The 19557-nt window shown below is 75.1% G+C and carries 20 protein-coding genes; 4 read left to right on the forward strand and 16 right to left on the reverse strand.

What is annotated here, in order from left to right:
- Positions 1-24 precede the first annotated feature (24 nt).
- Together E1293_RS09450 and E1293_RS09455 are read left to right on the forward strand one after the other, a co-directional pair.
- Complete coding sequence (locus E1293_RS09450) at positions 25-1179, forward strand: epoxide hydrolase family protein (protein ID WP_132195985.1); 1155 nt, start codon at positions 25-27, stop codon at positions 1177-1179.
- Positions 1180-1190: 11 nt separating this feature from the next.
- Positions 1191-2435, forward strand: a complete 1245-nt coding sequence (locus E1293_RS09455) for a cytochrome P450 family protein (RefSeq protein WP_132195987.1) — start codon at positions 1191-1193, stop codon at positions 2433-2435.
- Between the two features lie 201 nt (positions 2436-2636).
- Here the strand turns inward: E1293_RS09455 and E1293_RS09460 are convergent, their stop codons facing one another.
- Positions 2637-3803, reverse strand: a complete 1167-nt coding sequence (locus E1293_RS09460) for an acyl-CoA dehydrogenase family protein (protein WP_243716125.1) — start codon at positions 3801-3803, stop codon at positions 2637-2639.
- 236 nt (positions 3804-4039) lie between these two features.
- Between E1293_RS09460 and E1293_RS09465 the strand changes: the two genes are divergently transcribed.
- A complete protein-coding gene (locus E1293_RS09465; protein WP_132195991.1) occupies positions 4040-4453 on the forward strand; it encodes an SgcJ/EcaC family oxidoreductase in 414 nt (137 codons plus the stop codon).
- A 25-nt stretch (positions 4454-4478) separates the two neighbouring features.
- Positions 4479-5834 carry an FAD-dependent oxidoreductase gene (locus tag E1293_RS09470; protein WP_132195993.1) on the forward strand — a complete coding sequence of 452 codons (1356 nt, stop codon included), beginning with the start codon at positions 4479-4481 and terminating at the stop codon, positions 5832-5834.
- 110 nt (positions 5835-5944) lie between these two features.
- On the opposite strand, the gene E1293_RS09475 is transcribed toward E1293_RS09470, so the two are convergent.
- From E1293_RS09475 to E1293_RS09550, 15 genes are all read right to left on the reverse strand, one after another.
- Positions 5945-7174, reverse strand: a complete 1230-nt coding sequence (locus E1293_RS09475; RefSeq protein WP_132195995.1) for a cytochrome P450 — start codon at positions 7172-7174, stop codon at positions 5945-5947.
- Positions 7171-8712 carry an AMP-binding protein gene (locus tag E1293_RS09480; RefSeq protein WP_132195997.1) on the reverse strand — a complete coding sequence of 514 codons (1542 nt, stop codon included), beginning with the start codon at positions 8710-8712 and terminating at the stop codon, positions 7171-7173. The genes E1293_RS09475 and E1293_RS09480 overlap by 4 nt, the downstream gene beginning before the upstream one ends.
- Positions 8713-8725: 13 nt before the next feature.
- On the reverse strand, positions 8726-9502 hold the full coding sequence (locus E1293_RS09485; RefSeq protein WP_132195999.1) for a class II aldolase/adducin family protein: 777 nt from the start codon (positions 9500-9502) through the stop codon (positions 8726-8728).
- On the reverse strand, positions 9499-9681 hold the full coding sequence (locus tag E1293_RS09490; protein ID WP_132196001.1) for a hypothetical protein: 183 nt from the start codon (positions 9679-9681) through the stop codon (positions 9499-9501). The genes E1293_RS09485 and E1293_RS09490 overlap by 4 nt, the downstream gene beginning before the upstream one ends.
- Positions 9678-10343 (reverse strand): 2-hydroxychromene-2-carboxylate isomerase, encoded by a 666-nt coding sequence (locus E1293_RS09495; protein WP_132196003.1) that lies wholly within the window; start codon positions 10341-10343, stop codon positions 9678-9680. Before E1293_RS09495 ends, E1293_RS09490 begins: the two co-directional genes overlap by 4 nt.
- Positions 10340-11272 carry an acyl-CoA thioesterase family protein gene (locus tag E1293_RS09500; RefSeq protein WP_132196005.1) on the reverse strand — a complete coding sequence of 311 codons (933 nt, stop codon included), beginning with the start codon at positions 11270-11272 and terminating at the stop codon, positions 10340-10342. The genes E1293_RS09495 and E1293_RS09500 overlap by 4 nt, the downstream gene beginning before the upstream one ends.
- Positions 11269-12063, reverse strand: coding sequence for an alpha/beta fold hydrolase (locus tag E1293_RS09505; RefSeq protein ID WP_132196007.1), 795 nt, complete (start codon positions 12061-12063; stop codon positions 11269-11271). Before E1293_RS09505 ends, E1293_RS09500 begins: the two co-directional genes overlap by 4 nt.
- Positions 12060-12908: a beta-ketoacyl synthase N-terminal-like domain-containing protein gene (locus tag E1293_RS09510; protein ID WP_132196009.1), complete on the reverse strand. Its 849-nt coding sequence runs from the start codon at positions 12906-12908 to the stop codon at positions 12060-12062. The genes E1293_RS09505 and E1293_RS09510 overlap by 4 nt, the downstream gene beginning before the upstream one ends.
- Positions 12905-14029, reverse strand: coding sequence for a beta-ketoacyl synthase N-terminal-like domain-containing protein (locus E1293_RS09515; RefSeq protein ID WP_132196011.1), 1125 nt, complete (start codon positions 14027-14029; stop codon positions 12905-12907). Before E1293_RS09515 ends, E1293_RS09510 begins: the two co-directional genes overlap by 4 nt.
- A complete protein-coding gene (locus E1293_RS09520) occupies positions 14007-15068 on the reverse strand; it encodes a beta-ketoacyl synthase N-terminal-like domain-containing protein (protein ID WP_132196013.1) in 1062 nt (353 codons plus the stop codon). Before E1293_RS09520 ends, E1293_RS09515 begins: the two co-directional genes overlap by 23 nt.
- On the reverse strand, positions 15065-16270 hold the full coding sequence (locus E1293_RS09525) for a beta-ketoacyl-[acyl-carrier-protein] synthase family protein (protein ID WP_132196015.1): 1206 nt from the start codon (positions 16268-16270) through the stop codon (positions 15065-15067). The genes E1293_RS09520 and E1293_RS09525 overlap by 4 nt, the downstream gene beginning before the upstream one ends.
- 3 nt (positions 16271-16273) lie before the next feature.
- Positions 16274-16528 (reverse strand): acyl carrier protein, encoded by a 255-nt coding sequence (locus E1293_RS09530; RefSeq protein WP_132196017.1) that lies wholly within the window; start codon positions 16526-16528, stop codon positions 16274-16276.
- 11 nt (positions 16529-16539) lie between these two features.
- Complete coding sequence (locus E1293_RS48525) at positions 16540-17559, reverse strand: ApeI family dehydratase (protein WP_207938753.1); 1020 nt, start codon at positions 17557-17559, stop codon at positions 16540-16542.
- Complete coding sequence (fabG, locus tag E1293_RS09545; RefSeq protein ID WP_132196019.1) at positions 17556-18296, reverse strand: 3-oxoacyl-[acyl-carrier-protein] reductase; 741 nt, start codon at positions 18294-18296, stop codon at positions 17556-17558. The genes E1293_RS48525 and fabG overlap by 4 nt, the downstream gene beginning before the upstream one ends.
- 38 nt (positions 18297-18334) lie before the next feature.
- Positions 18335-19557 (reverse strand): CaiB/BaiF CoA transferase family protein (locus E1293_RS09550; RefSeq protein WP_207938754.1); only part of this gene is annotated, 1223 nt, incomplete at its 5' end.

Genomic DNA, 19557 nt, shown 5'->3' on the forward strand with positions numbered 1-19557 from the left:
GCCACCACAGCAGATGGGACAGTCATGCGTTCCTTCCGGATCGACATCCCGCAGGCGGAGCTGGACGACCTGCACCGCCGGATCGCCGCCACCCGGTGGTCGGACGACCTCGGCGGCCCCGGCTGGGACCGCGGCGTGCCGCTCGGCTACCTGCGCGACCTGGCCGAGTACTGGCGGACCGGCTTCGACTGGCGCGCCGCCGAGGCGGAGCTGAACCGGTACCCGCAGTTCACCACCGAGATCGACGGCGCGACCGTCCACTTCCTGCACGTCCGCTCGCCGGAGCCGGACGCCCGTCCGCTGCTGCTGACGCACGGCTGGCCCGGGTCCGTCGCGGAGTTCCTCGACGTCATCGGCCCGCTCAGCGATCCTCGGGCGCACGGCGGGGACCCCGCCGACGCGTTCCACCTGGTGATCCCGTCGCTGCCCGGCTACGGGTTCTCGGCGCCGCTGCGCGACACCGGCTGGGACGTGCCGCGGATCGCCGCCGCGTGGGCGGAGCTGATGCGCAGGCTCGGCTACACCTCCTACGCCACGCAGGGCGGGGACGCCGGCTCGCCGATCTCCCTGCAGGTCGGCCGCTGCGACCCCGACCACGTCATCGGCGTGCACGTCAACATGCTGATGGCCTTCCCGTCCGGCGACCCGGCGGAGCTGGCCGGCCTCGGCCCGGACGACCAGGCGCGCCTCGGCAGGCTGGCCCGGTTCGACGCGGAGCTGTCGGCGTACATGAAGGTGATGGCCACGCGGCCGCGGACCCTGTCGTACGCGCTGGACGACTCCCCGGTCGGGCACCTGGCGTGGATCGCGGAGAAGTTCGCCGAGTGGACGGACCCGGGCGGGCGCCCGGAGGACGCCGTCGGCCGCGACCGGATCCTCACCAACGTGGCGATCTACTGGTTCACCCGCACCGCGCACTCGGCGGCGAACTTCTACTACGAGGGCGCCGCGGCGGTCGCCCAGGCGGCGTCCGGAGTGCAGCCGCCGCCGGTCCCCGTCCCGGTCGGCGTCGCGGTGTTCCCGCACGACATCTTCGTCCCGGTCCGCCGGCTCGCCGAGCGGGACCTGCCGACGATCACGCACTGGACGGAGTTCGACCGCGGCGGGCACTTCGCCGCGCTGGAGCAGCCGGGGCTGCTCGTCGAGGACGTCCGCGCCTTCCTGCGCACGCTCAAGTGAGGAGAGATCCCATGCACGACGGCTGCCCCTTCAAGCTGGACACCACAGGCTGGGACATCCACGGCGAGGCCGCCCTGCTGCGCGCGCAGGGGGAGGCGGTGCAGATCGAGCTGCCCGGCGGGGTGCTCGCCTGGTCCGTCAACCGGCACTCGGTGATCAAGAGGCTGCTGGCCGACCCGCGGGTGACCAAGAGCGCCCGCAACCACTGGCCCGCGTTCATCAACGGCGAGATCCCCCTGGACTGGGAGATGATCAGCTGGATCGCCATGGACAACATGGTGACCGCCTACGGCAAGGACCACGTCCGGCTGCGGCGCCTGGTCGGCAAGGCGTTCACGCCGCGCCGCACCGAGGCGATCCGGCCGCGCGTGGTCGAGCTGACCGGCCAGCTGCTCGACGGGCTCGCCCAGGCGGGCCCCGGCGAGGTCGTCGACCTGCGGGAGCGGTTCGCCTACCCGCTGCCGGCCCGGCTGGTCGCGGACCTGATCGGGATGTCGGAGGAGGCCCGCGCGAAGACCGCGACGGTCATCGACATGATGGTGGACACCACCGTCACGCCCGAGCAGGCGCAGGCGGTGCTGGCCGGATGGCGCGGCGCGATGGCCGAGCTGATCGAGGCGAAGCGCCGCGAGCCCGGCGGGGACATCACCAGCGACCTCATCGCCGCCCGGGACGAGGACGGGTCGCGGCTCAGCGAGGCGGAGCTGACCGACACGATCTTCGCGATCCTCGGCGCCGGCTCGGAGACCACGATCAACTTCTTCGACAACGCGATCACCGCGCTGCTGACCCATCCGGAGCAGCGCGCGCTGGTGACGTCGGGCCGGGCGTCCTGGGAGGACGTCATCGACGAGACGCTGCGGGTGGAGTCGCCGCTGGCGCACCTGCCGCTGCGGTACGCGGCCGAGGACATCGAGCTGGACGGGGTCACGATCCCGAAGGGCGACCCGATCCTGGTCAACTACAGCGCGGTGGGCCGCGACCCGGCCCTGCACGGCGGCGACGCGGACGTCTTCGACGTCACCCGGGCGGACAAGGAGCACCTGTCGTTCGGGCACGGCCCGCACTACTGCCTGGGCGCCGGGGTGGCCCGGATGGTCGCCGAGGTCGGCCTGTCGACGCTGTTCCGCCGCTTCCCCGACCTGGAGCTGGCGGTGCCCTCCGAGGAGCTGACCCCGCTGCCGACGTTCATCATGAACGGGCACCGGACGCTCCCGGTGCGGCTGACCGTCCCGGCCGGCTCGGGACGGCGCTGACCGGCGGGTCCCGCCGCGCACCGCGCGCCGGCCGCCCCACCCGGAGCGGCCGGCGCTTTCCCGTGCCCCGCTCCGGCCCGTGCCCCGCTCCGGCCCGTGCCCCGCTCGGGCCTGTTCCCCGTCCCGGCCCGTGCCCCGCCACGACGACGAGGACCGCCGCCGGCGGAGGCCACCGGCGACGGTCCAGGAAGGAGGGCGCGGTCAGAAGTACAGGGTGTTGGGCTCCAGGCCGCACAGCACCCGGCCGTACAGCTCGTCGTTGGTGTCGGGGTTCATCAGCGCGTGCATCGTGATCGCCTGGACGTCGCGCAGGATCCGCTGGATCGGCACGGAGCTGTAGATGGAAGACCCGCCGCTCGCGCCCGCCAGCAGGTCCACGGCCTGCTTGGCGAGCCGGACGGCGCGGCCCATGTCGGCGCGGGCGACCGCGCGCTCCTCGGCGCTCCATGGGGCCCCCGAAGCGCCCTTGGAGTCGACCAGGTCGGCGAGCCGGTGCGCGTGGAAGAACGCCTCGTCGATCCGCATCGCCGCGTCCGCGAGCTGCAGGTGCGTGACCGGCGCCTCGCTCTGCTCCTCGTACGACGTGTAGGTGATCTTGCGGGTGGGCAGCCGGTCGAGGAACTCGGCCTTCGCCGCCGCGGCGAGCCCGACGGCCGTGCCGACCGACAGGGCCGACGCGGTCGGCAGCAGCGGCGCCCGCCACACCGGCGACGCGGCGTTGGCCCGCGACGCGTACTGGCCGGCGAGGACCAGCGGCAGCGGCAGGATCCGCCGCTCGGGCACGAAGACGTTCTCCGCGACGGTGCTCACCGAGCCCGTCCCGCGCAGCCCGGAGGTGTCCCAGTCGTCGACCGTCGTGAGGTCGCTCATCGGGACGACCGCCATCACCGGCCAGAAGTCGCCGCCAGGCGCGGGCGCGACCGCGATGACGACCTGCCAGTGGCTGTGCGGGGCGCCGCTGATGAACCCCCACTTGCCGTTCAGGACGAGGCCGCCGTCCGCGGGGACGCCCATGCCGGTCGGGCTGAGCGTGCCGCACAGCCGCACGTCCGGGGTCGCGAACACCTCGTCCTGGACCTCGTCGGGCAGCAGCGCGGCCATCCAGGTGGTGATGGCGTTGACCCCGACGACCCAGGCGGCGGAGGCGTCGCCGGCGGCCAGCTCGGCGACCGCGTCCACGACGGTGCGGGCGTCGCTCTCGAACCCGCCGTAGCGCGCCGGGAGCCGGAGCCGGAACATCCCCGCCTCCGCCAGCGCCGCGACCGCGTCGTCGTGCAGCCGTCCGTTCCGCTCGCTCCACGGCGCGTGCTCGCGCAGCGCCGGCACCGTGTTCCGCGCGGCGGCCACCAGCTCCGCGCGCGATGGCACCTCGGTGATTGTCACCCTTTCCTCCCAGCGCTCGGATTCCCGCATTGCATTCCTTCGGATCCTCACATCGCGCACGCCCGCCCGCCATCTTCTGGAATGCTTCCGAGGAATTGCGGAGAAAGAGCCATGGCGCAAGCCAGGAGATGGCCGCCGGACGGTCGCGGTGGGATTGTCGGAATGCGAGCACAGGACCGTGCTCAGGGAATTGACCGGGCACCGGCAGAAAAGGACCGCACATGACCACGAGCACGTCATCCAGTTCCACCGAGCAGGCCGCCCTGGCGGCCGTCCCGGCGCGCGTCGTCGAGGCCTGGGCGGCGCACGACGCCGGCGCGTTCGCCGAGGTGTTCACCGAGGACGGCACCATGATCCTCCCGGGCGTGTTCCGGGAGGGGCGCGCGGAGATCGCCGGGTTCATGGCGGCCGCGTTCGAGAACGACCTGAAGGGCACCCAGGTGACCGGGACGCCGCTGCACGTCCGGCTGCTCAGCGACACGGTGGGGCTGCTCATCACGCACGGCGGCGTCCTCGCGCCGGGCGAGACCGAGCCCTCGGACGAGCGCGCCATCCGGGCGTCCTGGCTGCTGGTGAAGCAGGAGGGGATGTGGCGGCTCGCCGCCTACCAGAACACCCCGCGCGACGCGCGGTGAGCGACGGCTTCCTACCTTCCGGGAGATGACGGTGAGCGCAAGTGACGGGTCCGTGGGCAGGCGGGCCGTGGTACTCGGCGGGAGCATGGCGGGGCTGCTGGCGGCCCGGGTACTCGCGGACGCCTTCGACGAGGTGGTGGTGGTCGACCGGGACCGGCTCACGGGGGTGACGGAGGCCCGGCGCGGCGTCCCGCAGGGGCGGCACGTGCACGGGCTGCTCGCCCGCGGGCAGCAGATCCTCGATGAGCTGTTCCCCGGTTTCACCGAGCGGGCCGTGGCGGCGGGCATCCCGACCGGGGACCTCGGCGAGCTGCGCTGGTTCTTCAACGGCAAGCGGCTCCGCCCGGCCGCGACCGGGTGCATCTGCGTGTCGACCGACCGGCCCGTCCTGGAGGCCCACGTCCGGGACGGCGTGCAGGAGCGGCCGAACGTCCGGTTCATGGAGGAGTACGACATCCTCGGGCCGACGGCGACGGCGGACGGCCGGCGGGTCACCGGGGTGCGGGCCCAGCACGGCGACGCCGAGCCGGAGGTCGTCGAGGCCGACCTGGTGGTGGACGCCACCGGGCGCGGTTCCCGCACGCCGGCCTGGCTCGAGGAGATGGGCCACGCCCGGCCGCGCGAGGAGCGCATCAAGATCGACCTGAGCTACACCACCCGGCACTACCGGCTGCCGGACGAGTCGATCCTGAACGGGGACCTGTCCATCAACCCGGTCTCCACGCCCGCGACGCCGCGGGGGGCGTTCTTCTCCCGGGTGGGGCACGGCCGGTCGATCGTGTCGCTCACCGGGGTGCTGGGCGACAGCGCGCCGACCGACGACGAGGGCTTCGACGCGTGGCTGCGGTCGCTGCCCGTCCCGGACGTCCACGACGCCGTCAAGGACGCCGAGCCGCTGGACGAGCCCGTCGCCTTCCACTACCCGGTGAGCGTGCGGCGCCGCTACGAGGAGTTGGAGAGCTTCCCGGACCGGTTCATCGTCCTAGGGGACGCGGCGTGCAGCTTCAACCCGGTCTACGGGCAGGGCATGACGGTCGCGGCGCTGGAGGCGCTGACGCTCCGCTCGCACCTGGAGCGCGGTATCCCCGAGCCGCTGCCCTTCCTGAAGGACATCGCCGGGGTCATCGAGGCGCCGTGGCAGATCTCGGCGGGCGGCGACCTCGCCTTCCCCGAGGTGGAGGGCCCGCGGCCGCCCGAGCTGCAGATGGCGAACGCCTACATGGCGCTGCTGCAGTCGGCGGCGACCAAGGACAGGCAGGTCACCCGGGCGTTCATGCGGGTGGCGGGCCTGGTGGACCCGGCGGACGCGCTGATGAGCCCGGAGATGATCTACCGGGTGCTGAAGAGCGGCACCCCGCCGCAGCCGGCGCCCGCCGGGTGACGACGGGGTCACCGGACGGGGGAAGGGGAGCGAGGCCGAGGGCCTCGCTCCCCTTTCGTCCGCCTGTACTTTCGTCCGCCTGGTCGCGGGCCGGGCGGTGCCGCCGCCGGTCAGCGGGGCGCGAACCGCGCCGGGAGGGACTTCACGCCGTTGACGAAGTTCGACTCCAGCCGCACCGCCGGCCCCACCGGCTCGAACCGGCGGAGGTGCGGGCGCAGCGCGGTGAGCAGCTCGGCCAGCTCCAGCCGGGCGAGATGGGCGCCCAGGCAGAAGTGCGGCCCGACGCCGAACGCCAGGTGCGGGTTGGGCCGGCGGGACAGGTCGAGCCGGTCCGGGGCGGTGAAGACCGCCTCGTCCCGGTTCGCGGACGCGTAGTACAGGACGACCTTGTCGCCGCCGCGGATCCGCGCCCCGGCCAGCTCGGTGTCCCGGGTGGCGGTGCGCCGGAACTGCATGATGGGCGTCACCAACCGGATCAGCTCCTCCACGGCGTCCGCCATCGGCACCTCCCCGGCCGCCAGGGCGTCCCGCTGCTCGGGGAAGGCGGCCAGGGCCTGCAGCGAGCCCGAGATCAGGTGCCGGGTGGTCTCGTTCCCCGCGACCACCAGCAGCAGCCAGAGGTTGCAGAACTCGCGGTCGGACAGGTCCGCGGCGGCGAGCCGGCCGATCAGGTCGCCGGCCGGCTCCGCGCGCCGCCGCGCCCGGAGCCGCAGGGCGTACCCGAACGCCTCCGCGAACGTCGCCCGGTAGACGTCGATGTCGCCGCCGCCGTACTCGGGGTCGTCGAAGCCGACGAGGTTGTTGCTCCACCGGTAGAGCAGGTGCCGGTCGGCCTCGTCCACGCCGAGCAGGCCCGCGAGCACCAGCAGCGGCAGCTCGGCGGCGAGGTCGGCGACCGCGTCGAACCGCTCCGCCGCCACCGCCCGCTCGGCCAGCGCCGCGGCGTGCGCGCGGACCGACCCGGCGAGCGCCCGCACGGCCCGCGGCGTGAACACCGCGGTGATGAGCCGGCGCAGCCGCAGATGCTCCGGCGCGTCCATGTTCACCAGCAGCTGCCGGGCCTGGACGAGGTCGGCGCGGCTGCGCGGGTCGGTGAGGAAGGCGCCCTTCGCGGCCGAGGAGAACACCTCGGGCCGCCGCGACGCCTCCTGCACCGCCGCGTGGGACGTGACGGCCCAGTACCCGGTGCCGCGCTGGGCGATCCGCCCGGCGCTGCTGTGCCGGACGAGCAGCGGCTCCTCCACCCAGCCGACGGGCTCCTCCCGGCGCCGCCGCGCGAACTCCGCGTACGGGACGCCGGCGGCGTAGGTGGCGGGATGGGCGATGTCCCGGGCGCTCATGCGGCCGTCCCGGGCAGGTCGCCGAGGCGCAGCGCGTCCCGGCGGAGCTTCCCGGTGGGCTCGCGCGGCAGTGTGTCGACGAAGTGGTAGGCGCGGGGGGCCTTGAACCCGGCGAGCCGGGTGCGGCAGTGCCGGTCCAGCCGGAGTGCGAGGTCGGAGCCGGTGCCCGGGGCGGGCTCCACCACCGCGACGACCCGCTCGCCGAACTCCGGGTCGGGCAGCCCGACCACGGCGACGTCGCGGACGCCCGGATGGGCGATCAGCGCCGCCTCCACCTCGGCGGGATAGACGTTGACCCCGCCGCTGACGATCATGTCCTGCTCCCGGCCGGTGAGGTAGAGGCGGCCGTCCTCGTCGAGGCGGCCGAGTTCGCCGAACGTGAAGGTGTCGGGCGCGAGGTGCGCCTTGCGGGTCTTGTCCGGGTCGTTGTGGTAGCTGAAGCTCCGGCCGACCTTGCGGCGGACGAAGACGCGCCCCTCCCGGCCGGGCGGCAGCGGCGCGCCGTCCGGGCCGACGACCAGCAGTTCGTAGGCGGGCACGGCGCGGCCCACGCTGCCGGGACGGCGCAGCCACTCGTCGGAGTCGATGAGGGTGACGGCGCCGCCCTCGGTGGCGCCGTAGTACTCCACGAGAACCGGCCCCCACCAGTCGATCATCGCGCGCTTCACCTCGGCCGGGCAGGGCCCGCCGCCGTGCCACACCCGCCGCAGGCTCGCGCCGGAGAACGCGCGGCGCGTCTCCTCGTCCAGCCGCAGCAGCCGGATGAACTGGGTCGGCACCAGGTGAACGGCGGTGATCTGCTCCCGGTCGATGGTGCGCAGCGTGGCGACCGGGTCGAAGCGGCGCCGGACCACCAGCCGGGACCCCTGCAGCAGCGAGAGCAGCGAGAAGAACAGTTGCGCCGAGTGGTACCAGGGGCCGTCGAGCATCACCCGCTCCCCCGCGGGGACGCCGAGGACCGTCCGGGCGTAGCGGGTGAGCCGGTCGACCTTCTCGAACGGGGCCCCGACCGTGAAGAGGTTGTTGACGACGCCTTTGGGCTTGCCGGTGGTACCGGAGGTGTAGAGCATCGTCGATCCGCACGACTGCCGTCCGGGACCGGCGGGATCGGCGGCGGCCAGCAGCGGCTCGGCGGCCGCGAACCCGTCCCGGTCCCGGTCGCCGAGGACGATCCCCAGCGCGCAGCCCTCGGTGCGCGCCTCGGCCGCCGTCGCCGCGTAGGCGGGTTCGGCGACCAGGGCGCGGCTGCCGGAGTCGGCGAGGATGTGGCGGATCTCCGAGGCGGTCAGGTGCCAGTTCACCGGCACCAGCACGAGGCCGCCGTGCAGGCACGCCAGCAGCAGCTCGAACGCCTCGGGGCGGTTGCCGACTACGGCGGCGACCCGGTCGCCCTCGCCGAGGCCGGCGCGGGCGAGCACGTCCCTCCAGCGGTCGACCCGCTCGCCGAGCCCGCTCCAGGTGAGCGCCGCGCCGCCGTCGCCGGCGAGCGCGATCCCGGAGCCGTCCCGGTCGATGTGTCGGTTCAGCAGCGTGGGCATGGGCGAAGGTCTCCTACTCCAGCAGGCCGGGTTCGGCCCGAACGATGTCGGTGTAAAGCGGCCGGAAATTGAGCCGCCCCATTGCGGGAGAGCCCATGTGCGCGCGGGTCTCCCGGGCCGTCTCGGCGGGGATCGGGACGGGGGCGCCCGCCGCCTCGGCCAGCAGCTGGATCTGGCAGCACCGCTCCATGGACACGAACCACCAGGCGGCCTCCTGGACCGTTCCGCCGACGGTCAGCAGCCCGTGGTTGGCCAGGATGACGGCCTTCCCGGTGCCGAGGCTCGCGGCGACCCGGTCGCCCTCCTCGGCGTCCAGGACGACCCCGCCGAACTCGCGGTACACCGCGTGGTCCTCGAAGAAGGCGCACGCGTCCTGGGTGAGCGGGTCCAGGAGGCGGCCCAGCGCGGACCAGGCCCGGCCGTGCACCGAGTGGGAGTGCGCGGCGGCCACCACATCCGGGCGGGCCGCGTGCACCCGCGAGTGGATCGCGTACCCGGCCGGGTTCACGCTCCCCTCGCCGTGCAGGACCGTCCCGTCGGCGTCGACCAGCAGCAGGTCGCTGACCCGCACGTGACCGAAGTCGACGCCGAACGGGTTGATCCAGAACCGGTCGGGGTGCTCCGGGTCGCGGACGGTGATGTGGCCGCCCGCGCCCTCGGCGAACCCGAACCGGGCGAACAGCCGCAGTGCGGCGGCGAGCCGCTGCTTGCGGTACAGCCGCTCCTCGTCCGGGCTCCGCTCGGGCCGGCGCGGGGCGCGCCGCTCCCCCGCGGGCGGGGCGGTCCTCATCCGCAGCCCCCCGCGGTGTCGACGTCGTAGGCGCCGCCGCTCAGCAGTTCGGCGGGGATGCCCTCCCACGGGTCCGGCTCGTCCGGCCCGGCCTCAGGCATGGTCCGGGGCGTGTCGTGCGGCGTGTCGTGCGGCGCGGTGCCGGTCCGGGGCCGGACGTGCGCGGGCGTCTCGGTCATGTGGTGCTCCCTTCGAGCGCCGGTCTCCAGGTCTCCAGGAAGGCGTCCAGGCGGTCGTAGCCCCAGAACCGGTGCCGGCCCCACTTCAGGTAGGGGATGCCGAACACGTCGTCGAGGTACGCCTGGTAGAGGCAGTCGGCGGCCTCGGCCCGGATGGACGGGTCGTCGGGCGCGGCCACGGCGTCGTCCGGGTCGAGGCCCGCCTCGGCGGCGGCGGCGCGGACGGCGGACGGGTCGCAGATGTCGCCGCCGCGTCCCCATCGGGCCCGGACGACCGCCTCGTAGAACGGGCGGGCCAGGCCGCGGCGGCGGGCCAGCAGCCAGGCCAGGTGCGGCGGCTCCCACCACGGGTCGACGTCGACGGGCCACGCCATGGCGAGCCCGGCGCGCTCGGCCGTCCGCTTGGTGTCGAGCAGCATGTACAGGTGCTTCGCGCGGCTCATCTGCACGTAGTGGAACTCGCCGCCGCGCTCGCGCAGCAGCTCGCAGGTCCGCTCGTCCGGGTCCCAGTAGGGGAACAGGTCGAACGTCTCGAAGGCGTCGGGCGCCTCTTCCAGGAGGCGGTGGACCGTCAGCCAGCTGTAGGGGCTGCGGAAGGAGAAGTAGAGCCGGGGCCGCCGGGTCCGGGCCGGCTTCCCCGTCCGCGCCGCCGGCCGCGTCATCGTCCGCCCCCGGTCAGCGCCGCGACGGTGGCGTCGTCCAGCTCAGCGAGGCCGCCCGCGCCCTCGCCCGCGGCAATCGCGTAGCCGTGCAGGATGCTCGCCGTGGCGACGGGGACGAGCCGGTCGCCGCGCTGGACGTAGCAGTCCATCCGGGCGTCGAACATCACGCCGCGCAGGATGTCCACGACCGTGAAGACGCTGTGCACGGTCTCCTCCATGCGCGCCGGGGCGAGCAGGCCGATCCGGGCGCGCGACACGACGGGGATCCAGGACCTCTCGTCCAGCAGCCGTCCCACGGAGATACCGCGGTCGGCGAGGAAGCGGTCCACGACCTCCTCCAGCGCGCGGACGAACCCGGAGTGCTGCACGCGGTCGGTGTAGTGGCAGTAGAAGTAGGGCGCCCGCCACGACCACAGGAACGCGTCGGCGCCGACCGCGCTCCGGACGGAGCGTCCCGGCGGGAGCGGGATGGGGGCGGAGCCGCCCGGACGCGCCAGTTCGGCGGTCTCCAGGGCGGCGAGCGCCGGCGGCGCGGTGCGGTGCCGGTCGGCCTTGCGCTCGCGGACCAGCGCCACCGTCACCTTGCCGCGCAGCACGGTCACCTCGGCGCCGTCGCGGACCACGGTGAGCCGCACGTCGAGGCGGCCGTCGGGGCGGGCGGCGACCCGGGCGGTCACCTCGTCGTCGATCTCCAGGACGGCGGGCAGCTGCACGGAGCACTCGACGATCTCCGCGCCGAGCCCGTGCTCGATGAACAGGGTGCGGGCGCCCGCGCCCTGGTCGGCCAGCCACTGCAGGACGGCCTGCTCGACCAGGTAGATGAAGTGCTTGAAGCCGATCCAGGTGCGGATGTTGGCGCCCTCGTAGCCGGGACGGGCGCGCACGACCGTCGGCGCGGCGGTCGTCGGTGCTACCGGGGTTGCGGTCATCGGAAGTTGCCTGCCGTTCTCGTCGGGGGCGGGTGGACCGCGCGGGCCAGCCGGGCGATCCGGCCAGCGATGGCGGGGGCGTGGCGCAGATGGCAGAAGTGGTCGTAGCCGGGGCCGATGACGGCCTCGGCGCCGGGCATGCCGGCGGCGAGCTCGCGGGCCGCCTCGCCCGAGGTGGCGGGGTCCTGGTCGCCGGCGATGACGAGGGCGGGCCGCGCCGCCGACGCCAGCGGCAGGTCGGCGGTGGCCGCGTACTGCTCGAACACCGTCAGGAAGCCGGCCGGGCCGACCCGGTCCACGGCGAGGTCCATCATCGTGTCGAGCAGCGCCCGGTTCAGCGTCGCGGCCCGAGGCCCGAGGCGGGCCCGCACGCCGTCGCGGATGTGCTGCGTGAACGTACTGCGCGACCGGTCGAGCATCCGCCAGGTCAACCGGTGCCGGGGCGGCCGGTACAGCGGGCACAGCAGCGCCGAGGCGCGCCCGGCCCGGGGGTCGTCCGCGCACAGCAGCTCCAGCGCCGCGTTGGCGCCGAAGGAGTGCGCGACGAGGACGTCGGGGACGGCGCCGACGAGGTCGAGGCCGTCGCCGAGCCACTCGCCGGGCCGCCGGTGCCGCCAGCGGTAGTCGTTGCCGGCGCGCCACGGCAACTCCAGCGCGACCATCCGCCAGCCGCGGTCGAGCCGGCGGGCCAGGGGCGCCCAGCTCGTCCAGGCGTCCTCCAGGCCGTGCGCGAAGACGATCAGTGGGGCGCCGGGCCGGCCGGGCGACAGGACGTGCAGCGGCGCGGTCATCGCGCCCTCCGCACCCGGGCCGCGCCGTGCACGTCCGCCGCGCAGGCCCCCTCGTCGGCGACGAGGTGGGCGGCGAGCGCCAGCCCGACCACCGTCTCGGCTCCGTGGTGGTCGCCCCATTCCGCCGCCGTGTCGAACCCGCCGGGCCCGATCGCGACCGCGTCCCCGCCGCCGGGGTCGCACAGTTCGAGGCGCGCGCCGTCCGGCGGCGCCGTCTCCGGCACGGCTTCGAGGACGACGCAGGCGGCTCCGGCGGCGAGGGGCGACGCGGGGTCGCCCGCCGCGTGCAGGGCGGTTGCGACCTCGTCGCCGGGTTCCGCGCCGACGAGGACGACCCGGTCGGCGCGGCGGGCGCGCAGCAGGGTGAGCGCGAGCCGCAACCCGTGCGCGCCGGAGCCCGGGCCGGACGACACCATCAGGTTGGGACCGCCGAGGCGGAAGCGGATCGCGACCGTGGCGGCGACCACGTTCCCGGACACGTTGGGCGCGTCCAGGATGCTGACGGCCGCCGCCCCCTCCGTCGCGACGGCGCGCGCGACCCGGGCGACGGCCTCGGCGTTGCCGAGGTCGCCGCAGGCGACGACGGCCGCGCTCGGATCGGCGGGGCCGTCCGGACGGTGCTTCGGCGGCAGGTCCAGCGCCCGGTGCACCGCGCACAGCGCGAGCCGCGCCGCGGGCTCCATGCCCAGCAGCCCCTTCCGGCCGAGGACGTCCGCCGCGCGATCCGCCGGAACCGCGTCGGCACGCGCCCAGGCGCCCGGCGGCGTCCCGAGACAGGCGGCCAGCGCATCGGTCGGGCGCACGCCCGGCAGGTGCAGGCTCCACCCGGTTATCGCGACGTTCATGAGGGGGCCTCCAAGAGCGTGACGGCGTTGACGCCGCCGAAGCCGAAGGCGTTCAACTGGACGAGTCCGGACGGCAATGCGGCCGGCCCGTCCTGGACGAACCGCACGTCCGCGCCCTCGTCCAGGACGGTCCGCAGGCCGACGACCGGCGGGACGGCGCCCTCCTCCAGGCAGCGGACCGCGACGTCCAGGTTGACCAGCGCGGCGGCGCCCGAGGTGTGCCCGACCGCCCCCTTCACGGCGGTGACCAGCGGCGCGCAGCCGAGGTCGCGCAGGGCCCGGCACTCGGCGGGGTCGTTCAGCGCCGTCCCGGTCCCGTGCGCGACCACCAGGCCGACCTCGGCGAAGCGGCGTCCGGCGCGGTCGAACGCGTCCCGCATCGCGCGGCCGATGCCGGCGACGTCCGGGGCGGTCGGATGGGCCGCGTCGCACGACAGCCCGGTCGCGAGCAGCCGGGCGAGCGGCCGGGCGGGCCGCCGGCCGGACGGGCGCCGCTCCGGGACGACGACCACCGCGGCGGCGCCCTCGCCCAGCAGGACGCCCTCGCGTCCGGCGTCGAACGGGCGGACCGCCGACGCGGGCACGGGCGACACGCGGCCGATCATGGCGAGCATCGACCGGGTCGCGGTGTCGGCCGCCGCGGCGACGACGGCGTCCGCGGCGCCGAGCTCCACGAGGTCCTGGGCGAGCGCGAGGGCGTGGCCGCCCGCGCTGCACGCGCCCGACAGCGTCGTCACCTCGGCGGCGCCGGGCAGCGCCGCCCGGACGGCCGCCTCGAAGTCCAGGGCGCGCGGCGGGACGTCCGTCCCGTCGACCGCCCACCGCTCGACCGCCGACAGCTCCCCGAGCCCGGAGCCCACGAGGACGGCGATCCGCTCGCGCGCGGGGTCGAGCCCGGCGCTCCGGACCGCCTCCGCGACGACGTCGGTGAGCAGCCGGCTCGCCTTGAACGCCGAGCCGCCGCCGTCGACGAGGTGGTAGCCGGTCGTCACGCCCGGCACGCCGGGCCCGCCGTCCCGCAGCGGCCCGGCCCCGGTGCGCCCGGCGAGCAGCGCGGCGAACGTGTCGGCGCCGGTCCCGAAGCAGGTCCGGACCGCGCTAGCCGTGATCAGCGCCGGCACCGGCGGCCCCCCTCCGGTCCGGCCCGCCGCGGACGACCGCGACCCCCGCGGCCCCGTCCGCGCCGCGGGCGGTGAGCAGCACGACGCCGCCGCCGTCCAGCCGGCCGGACGCCAGCAGGGCGCCGAGGCCGAGCGCGGACGTCGCGGCGCCGCAGTCCCCGGCGTCCCGGCCGGCCGGGACCCGGTCCGGGCTCCGGCCGAGCACCCACGCGACCGGCGCGTACTCGCCGCCGTCGGCGTCGGCGCCCTCCCCGGTGACCACGGCGGCCACGTCGGCGGGGGCGATCCGCGCGCGGGCGAGGGCCCGCTCCGCGCACCCGGCCAGGGCGCGGCCGTCCGGATCGCCGCCGGGGCCGTACCCGGTCGCGACCGCGAGGATCTCGGCGGCGCGGTGTGCCCCCGCCCAGGACGGGGCGCGCGGGCCGGTCAGCACGAACACCCCGGCGCCCTCCCCCGCCTCGAACGCGCCGGGCGGGGCGGTCAGGTGCGACGCCCAGGCGCGGTGCGGGGTGAACTCCTCGGCCGCTCCGGTGAGCATCACGTCGGCGTAGCCCCGCTCGATCGCGTTGCCCGCGTACCGGACCGCGTTCAGGAACGCCACCGGCCCGCCGGCGATCGTGGCGTTGACGGCCTTCAGCCCGAACCGGATCGCGACCTGCCCTGCCGCGCAGTTCATCACCGTGTTCGGGAACAGCAGCGGGTTGACGAGGTAGGGCCGCTCCTGGACGAGCGTGTCGCGGCTGTAGTCGCTGGTGGACTTGAAGCTGCCCATCGTCGTGCCGAGGGCGACTCCGATCCGGGTGCGCGCGGCGCCGTCGACGGCGGTGCCGGCGTCCCGCAGCGCGTCCTGGCAGCAGACGACCGCGAGCCCGGTGACCCGGTCGTAGGAGCCGGTACCCTTGCGGCCGAGCCGGGCGCGCACGTCGAAGCCGGCGACCGCCCGGCCAGTGGGCGAGGGCAGCGGCTCCTCGTACAGCTCCGTGACCTTCGCCGGGACGCCGGTGAGCACGCTCCAGCCCGCGATGCCGATGCCCGTCACGCGACCGCTCCCAGCATCACGATGGCGTTGTTGCCGCCGAACGCGAACCCGTCGTTCTGCGCGATCCGGGGCCGGGCCCGGCGGGCGGTGTTCGGCACCGGGTCGATGCCCGGCATGCCGGGGTCGGGGGTCGTCCAGTTGATGGTGGGCGGCAGGAACCCCTGGTCGACGGCCAGGACGGCGGCGATCGCGCCGAACCCGCAGGCCGCGCCCATCGTGTGCCCGATCATGGACTTGATGGAGCTGACCGGCGGCGGGTCGTCCCCGAACACCTCCAGGATGGCCTTGCTCTCCACCAGGTCGTTGGTGGGCGTTCCCGTCCCGTGGGCGCAGATGTAGTCGACGTCGCCCGGCGCCACCCCGGCGTTGCGGTGCGCGAGCCGCATGCACTCGGCGACGCTCGCCGTGTCGGGCGCGACCGGATGCCTGGCATCGCAGTTCAGCCCGTGGCCGAGCAGCTCGGCGTAGATGCGGGCGCCGCGCACCCGCGCGTGGTCGAAGGTCTCCAGGAGCAGTACAGCCCCGCCCTCCCCGGTGAGGATGCCGGAACGGTCCCTGTCGAAGGGGGCGCAGGCGTGCTCCGCCAGCGCCCCGAGCCGGTAGAACCCGGCGTGGGCCCACCGGCAGACGGAGTCGGCGCCGCCGGCCAGCACGACGTCGGCCTCGCCGGTGACCAGCAGGTCGTAGGCGTAGCCGAGGGCGTAGTTGCTGGCCGAGCACGCCGTCGCGATCGTGAGCGACTCGCCGAGCAGGCCGAGCTCCTCGCTGACCGCGTTCGCCAGCCGCCCGGCCGGCACCTGCGCCAGCAGCGCCGGGTCCTGCACGGCGAAGCCGTGCTCGACGATCTGCGCGGTCAGCGCCTCGGCGACCGCCGACTCGCCGCTGGTGGTGCCGATGACGGCGTGCGCCCGGCCCGGGTCGAGGGACCCGGGGTCCAGACCGCCGTCGGCGGCGGCCAGCCGCGCCGCGCTCGCGGCGAACAGGCTGGACCGCCCCCAGCGTCGCGGGTCCAGCCGGCGCAGCCGGCCGTCCGGCCGGAAACCGCGGACCTCGCCGGCGTTCTGGTGCGGGAACCCGGACGGATCGAAGCTCGTGATCCGCGAGATCCCGGACCGTCCCGCCCGCAGCGCCCCGGCGAACGCCCGGCGCCCCACGCCGATGCTGGACACCGGGCCGAGCCCGGTCACCGCGACGCGCGCCATCGGTCAGCCCCGCCGGTCCGCGTGCCGCAGGAGCGCGGCGTGCACGGCCTTGAGGTTGCGCAGCTCCGGCAGCTCGGCCTGCGGGATCTGCACCTTGTACGCCTTGTCGATGCGGGCCAGGATCTCGATGGCACGCAGTGAGTCGGCCTCGTAGTCCTCCACGAAGTCGCCGGTGTCGGTGAGCTCCTCCGGCTCCACCTCCAGCACCTCGGCGACCATCTCGCGCAGCTCCTCGAGCCGCTGCTCTTCCGGCGTCATCGCGTTCCTTCCTAGGACGACCGTGCGTCGTCGCGGTCGTGGCGGTCCGCGCCCAGGGCGGGCGCGGGATCAGGGGGGCGCACCGGGTCGGCGGGACGCACCGGGCGCCGGGTGGCGATCAGGCTGCGGACGGCGGCGACGCGGCGGTGCCCCACCCACGTCTCGCCGGTGGCGAACGCCGTGCCGGCGACCACGATGTCCAGCCGGACGCGGTGGCGCAGCACGTCCCCGGGCAGGACGGCGCCGTCGAACGAGAAGTCCCGGGCGCCCGCGAACATCAGGACGGCGCCGTCGCCGGGAAGCGTCGCGCCGTCCAGCCACAGCAGGGCCGCGGCCTGGCCGAGGGACTCGATGATGAGGGACGGCGGGTAGTGGTGCGCGCGCTCGTCCGCGCCGTCGCGGACGCCCGCGTAGCACGGTTCGTTCGCGGTGACCGCCTTCACCGCGACGAGGCCGATGCCGGGGTCGGACTCCAGGACGCGGTCGACGAGCAGCAGCGGATGCCGCTGCGGAAGGGCCGCACGGACGGCGGTGTGCTCGCGCACCCCGGCGGGGTCGTGGACAGCCGCGCCCAGGCTGGTGAACGGGACGTCGGGCACGGGCGGCGGCGCGCCGAACAGGGCGGTGAGGCGCGTCACCGGGACACCGTCGCGGACGCGGCGGCCGGTGCCGGTGACGTCCCACCCGCCGCCGGGCCGCTCGGTCGCCGTGATCTGCAGGTGCAGCTCGTCGCCGTCCAGCAGCGGGGACAGGAAGCGGACCGAGCGGAGCACCCGCAGGGCCGGGTCGCCGGGAACGGCGAGGGCCATGGCCTGGCAGAGCGTCTCCACCATGAAGATCCCCGGGTAGACGGCCAGGCCGGGGAAGTGGCCGCGCAGGTTCGGGTCGTCGCCGCGGACCCGGACCCGCGCGCCGATCGCCCAGCCGCCGTCGATCGGCTCGGCCCACCAGGCGTCGACGGCCCGGGCGGGCGCCGCGGCCGCCGGCGCGGCGGGTGCGGTCCGCCAGTGCGGTGCGGGGGCGGTGGTCACAGCAGGATCCCCCCGTCGACCTGGAAGACCTGGCCGGTGATGTAGGACGCGCGGTCCGACAGCAGGAACGCGACCAGCTCGGCGACGTCCTCGGGACGCCCGAACCGTCCCACCGGTATCTGGGAAAGGGCCTGCGCCCGCAGTTTCTCGGGCAGTTCCCCGGTCATGTCGGTCTCGATGAATCCGGGGGCGACGACGTTCACCCGAACCCCGTATCCGGCGACCTCTTTCGCTAGCGATTTACTGAATCCGATGATTCCGGCCTTCGTCGCGGAATAGGCGGTCTGCGCCGCGTTCCCGTAGACGCCGGCGACCGACGACATGTTCACCACGGCACCACCGTGGTTCTTCATGAAGCGGAAGGCCATCGCCCGGCACATGTTCCGGGTGCCGGACAGATTGGTGGCGAGGACGGTGGCCCAGTCCTGGTCGGAGGAGAGCACGAGCGGCGCGTCCCGGGTGATGCCGGCGTTGTTGACCAGCAGGTCGATGGGCCCGATCCGGTCCTCGGCGGCGCTGATGAACGCCTCTGCCGCCTCCGGGTCGGCCACGTCGCATTCGGCGAGATAGCAGCCGTTCCCGAACTGCTGGACGTCCTTTTCCGTCTGCCGGGCCTCGGCGCTGGCCGTCCGATGGCAACCCGCCACCGCATACCCCTCCCGGGCCAGCCGCAGGGCGATCGCGCGGCCGATGCCGCGCGAAGCGCCGGTGACCAGAACACCATGCCTTTCCGACATCGCACCCCTCCCTGCGGACGCTTTCGACACCATGAACACTAAAGAGCCGGCGGCGTTTCGTCGTTATTTACAAGTGCGGCCTTCCCGCGCCCCTTTTCCGGGGCGCGGGCGAGCTCGCCGAGCACCTCGGCGGTGTCGGCACCCGGCCGGGGCGCGGGGCGGCGGATCGAGGTCGGGGTGGCGGAGAACCGGGCGGGCGGCGCGAGCAGCGGCGCGACGGTCCCGTCGCTGAGCCGCGTCGGGCGCAGCGTCCCGCGCGCCACGACCTGCGGGTCCCGGACGGCCTCGGCGAGGTCGCGGACCGGTGCCACGACCAGCCCCGCCCCCTCCAGGACGGCCAGCGCCTCGGCCACGGTGCGGCGCGCGCACCATTCCGCGACCAGGTCGTTGACCGCGTCGCGGTTGGCCAGCCGCTCGTCGTTCGTGCGGTATCCGGCGGCGCGGCCCAGCTCGGGCCTGCCGATCGCCTCGGCCAGCAGCCGCCAGTGCTTGTTCAGCGCCACCGCTAGGTAGAGGTGGCCGTTCGAGCAGGCGTACACGTTGGACGGCGCCACAAAGTCGGTCTCGTTGCCCTGCCGGGACGGGGGCGCCCCCGCGGCGGCGAGGGTCGGCAGCCCGCTGCTGCTGAACAGCAGGCTGTCGAGCATGGAGACCTCGACGTGCTGCCCCTCCCCCGTCCGGTCGCGGTGCGCCAGTGCGGCCAGCGCCCCGATCGCGGCGTGCAGCCCCGCCAGCTCGTCGGCGATGAACGTCGGGGAGCGGACGGGCGGCCCACCGGGCAGCCCGTTCAGCGCCATCCAGCCCGCGGCGGCCTGCACGACGGGGTCGTAGGCGGGGGCGTGCGCCTTCGGCCCGTCCTGCCCCCATCCGGAGATCGACACGAAGACCAGGTCGGGCCGGACGGCCCGGCACGCCTCGTACCCGACGCCCCAGCCCGCGAGCGTCCCGGGCATGTAGTTCTGCACCACCATGTCGGCGGTGGCGACGAGTCGCAGGAACGTCTCGCGGCCCTCGTCGCTGCGCAGGTCGGCGGCCACGCTGCGCTTGTTGCGGTGCACCGACTCGCGGAACCACGACAGCCGGCTGCCCGGGATCAGCGGCGGCACCTGGCCGTCCCGCGACCCGGGCAGCTCCACGTTGACGACGTCGGCGCCGAGGTCGGCCAGCACGCACGCGGCGAGCGGCCCCGACCACGCCTTCGTCACCGCCAGCACCCGCACGCCCGACAGCGGCCCCGCCGCCGCGGTGCTCTCCCCCACGT

This window comes from Actinomadura darangshiensis (assembly GCF_004349235.1).
Lineage (GTDB): Bacteria > Actinomycetota > Actinomycetes > Streptosporangiales > Streptosporangiaceae > Spirillospora > Spirillospora darangshiensis.

Bases quoted from the DNA above. Each gene is read 5' to 3' on its own strand.
- E1293_RS09450 (WP_132195985.1), top strand. From the start codon at position 25: ATGCGTTCCTTCCGGATCGACATCCCGCAGGCGGAGCTGGACGACCTG.
- E1293_RS09455 (WP_132195987.1), top strand. From the start codon at position 1,191: ATGCACGACGGCTGCCCCTTCAAGCTGGACACCACAGGCTGGGACATC.
- E1293_RS09465 (WP_132195991.1), top strand. From the start codon at position 4,040: ATGACCACGAGCACGTCATCCAGTTCCACCGAGCAGGCCGCCCTGGCG.
- E1293_RS09470 (WP_132195993.1), top strand. From the start codon at position 4,479: ATGACGGTGAGCGCAAGTGACGGGTCCGTGGGCAGGCGGGCCGTGGTA.
- E1293_RS09475 (WP_132195995.1), bottom strand. From the start codon at position 7,174: ATGAGCGCCCGGGACATCGCCCATCCCGCCACCTACGCCGCCGGCGTC.
- E1293_RS09480 (WP_132195997.1), bottom strand. From the start codon at position 8,712: ATGCCCACGCTGCTGAACCGACACATCGACCGGGACGGCTCCGGGATC.
- E1293_RS09485 (WP_132195999.1), bottom strand. From the start codon at position 9,502: ATGAGGACCGCCCCGCCCGCGGGGGAGCGGCGCGCCCCGCGCCGGCCC.
- E1293_RS09490 (WP_132196001.1), bottom strand. From the start codon at position 9,681: ATGACCGAGACGCCCGCGCACGTCCGGCCCCGGACCGGCACCGCGCCG.
- E1293_RS09495 (WP_132196003.1), bottom strand. From the start codon at position 10,343: ATGACGCGGCCGGCGGCGCGGACGGGGAAGCCGGCCCGGACCCGGCGG.
- E1293_RS09500 (WP_132196005.1), bottom strand. From the start codon at position 11,272: ATGACCGCAACCCCGGTAGCACCGACGACCGCCGCGCCGACGGTCGTG.
- E1293_RS09505 (WP_132196007.1), bottom strand. From the start codon at position 12,063: ATGACCGCGCCGCTGCACGTCCTGTCGCCCGGCCGGCCCGGCGCCCCA.
- E1293_RS09510 (WP_132196009.1), bottom strand. From the start codon at position 12,908: ATGAACGTCGCGATAACCGGGTGGAGCCTGCACCTGCCGGGCGTGCGC.
- E1293_RS09525 (WP_132196015.1), bottom strand. From the start codon at position 16,270: ATGGCGCGCGTCGCGGTGACCGGGCTCGGCCCGGTGTCCAGCATCGGC.
- E1293_RS09530 (WP_132196017.1), bottom strand. From the start codon at position 16,528: ATGACGCCGGAAGAGCAGCGGCTCGAGGAGCTGCGCGAGATGGTCGCC.
- fabG (WP_132196019.1), bottom strand. From the start codon at position 18,296: ATGTCGGAAAGGCATGGTGTTCTGGTCACCGGCGCTTCGCGCGGCATC.